The sequence below is a fragment of the Thermorhabdus hydrogeniformans genome, from assembly GCF_049310025.1.
Lineage (GTDB): Bacteria > Bacillota > Thermosediminibacteria > Thermosediminibacterales > Tepidanaerobacteraceae > JBJYKD01.
In genome coordinates this window covers 1-2,180 of the sequence record NZ_JBJYKD010000066.1, presented here as the reverse complement: position 1 = coordinate 2,180, position 2,180 = coordinate 1, and the positions used below count along the sequence as shown (strand labels likewise).

General features: G+C 44.1%; 2 protein-coding genes. Both read left to right on the top strand.

The window, feature by feature from the left end; all coding sequences use genetic code 11:
• Positions 1-78: 78 nt before the first annotated feature.
• Entirely contained in the window at positions 79-606 is a 528-nt protein-coding gene (locus ACKX14_RS15470) for a helix-turn-helix domain-containing protein (RefSeq protein ID WP_422449250.1), read from the top strand.
• A partial coding sequence (locus tag ACKX14_RS15465; protein WP_422449248.1) for a recombinase family protein occupies positions 603-2,180 on the top strand: 1,578 nt, incomplete at its 3' end. The genes ACKX14_RS15470 and ACKX14_RS15465, both read left to right, overlap by 4 nt.

Sequence of the window (2,180 nt, the reverse complement as noted above, 5' to 3'; positions counted from 1 at the left end):
AGCCCTCTTTTAAGTTGCTAGGAAGCATCTTAAAATATAAACATAGAGCTAATAAGTACGGTGTAGGAGGTGAATGCTTTGGCTAAAACTCATTTAGGTAGATGCGACTGCTGCGGTTATGAGGTCTATATTGAAGACTTCGCCGGTCATGATAAACCTAGGAAATTCGCCAAGGTTCCAGGACGTGGCGATGTACTTCACGCTCGAATAGTGATGGAGAAGAAACTTGGTAGAGAATTAGACGGTTACAACGAAGCTGTTCACCACATCAACGGCGACTGTCTCGATGACCATCCAGAAAACCTAAAAGTAGTGACACGCAGGCAGCACGCTATTGAGGGTCAGAACACCTATATTGACCCACCAAGGGAAGATGAGCTAAGCACTCGACAAGCTGCAGCAATCCTTGGGATAAGTCCGAATGCAGTACTTCAAGCGGTACATCGAAAGAAAATTCCAGCGATACGAAGAAAGACTGTTCATAATGGAGACCAGTGGTTTATAAAACGAGATGACTTAGCGCTTTATTGCATGGCAATTTCCATGCTTAACATGCTCCAACAGAAGGCTAAAGAGCAGCCTGTGGAAGAAGGTGTCCCACTGTGACGAAGGCTGTAGGTTACATTAGAGTAAGTACGGAAGAACAAACCCAGCACGGTTACTCTCTTGAAGCTCAGGCACAAGCAATTAAGAAATATTGTGAGCTTCAGGGATGGGAACTTGTAAGGATTTACCGAGATGACGGTTACAGCGGTGCCTCTATGGAAAGGCCAGACTTGCAGCAGCTTCTCGAAGATGTTTATTTAAAGAAGTTCGATGTGGTAGTAGTCTGGAAACTTGACAGATTAAGCCGTAACCTGAAAGATACTCTCTACCTCCTCGATGATGCTTTAGAGAGGAACGGGATAGGCTTCATCAGCATACAGGAGCAATTTGATACTACTACTCCTATCGGTAAAGCGGTCATGCAAATCATCGCAGTGTTCGCTCAACTGGAAAGAGAAATGATTACCGAGAGGATGAAGATGGGAAAGTATCAAAAAGCTCGATTAGGTCAGTTCCCGGGTGGTCACGTCCTCTACGGCTACAGGAAAAATCCACAGACGGGAGAATTTGAAATTAACGAAGAAGAGGCAAGAATCGTTAGGCTCATTTATCACTGGTATGTGTATGGTGATGAAAGCGGCCAACCATTGGGTATGGAAGCTATTGCTGATAAGCTAACAAATATGGGCATCCTCCCTCCCTCTGCTGTCCGTGGAGTTCGGGTAGGGGTCAGAGGTAAGAGAGGTCAAAAAGGCGAGTATGTCAAACATTGGTCAAACGCTACAGTAAGACAGATTCTTACTCATCAAGCCTACATCGGAAAAAATTATTTCGGACGTGACGGAAAAAATGCAGAACCTGAATATACTAAAGATGACTGGATACCTATTCCTTTCCCGCAAATTATTGATGACCACATTTACCAGCTAGCGCAGGAACGAAGGAAACGTGCCAAGTTCTGGCAACGTACACATGAAACGCCACTGCTTACTGGCATTATTCATTGCGGCATATGCGGGTTACAGTTTAGAGGAACCTATGACCATGGAACAACGGCGGTTTACTCCTGCTATGGCAGACTTAAACGCTACCACAGGGATGGAAGTCCAACTTGCGACTCTCCAAGAATTCCTGCCGACTGGCTCGACCAACAGGTTGTACTTAAGGTATTGGAAGCTTTGCAGAAACCAGAACAGATGAAAGAAGCAATTATGGCTCACTTAGAAAGCTGGGAAAAAAGAAAACGGGAACTGGAACTTCTTGTTGGGCCTTCGGTTAAACAAATGAAAGAATTGCAGGATGAGCAGGAAAGGCTGAACTACCTCTTCCGCAAAGGAAGAATATCGGTATCAGAATACGAGAAGGAAGCTTCTTCACTAGATAAGAAGATAGCTGAACTCCGTGAGCAACATAAATACCAAACTAATGAGCTCCGTCACCTACAGAAGCTTGAAAAAGACTTAGACTTCATCAAACAGGCCATTGAGAACGGTTACTGGAAAGTAGAGTACGAAGCACTGCAAAGTGAAATTAAAATGATGTGGGATGCTGCTCTAACCATTAACAATAAAACAGGAGAGGTAATAATTACCACTCCCAGACAGGAAAAGAAAGTTACTATTGATTTTAGCGAA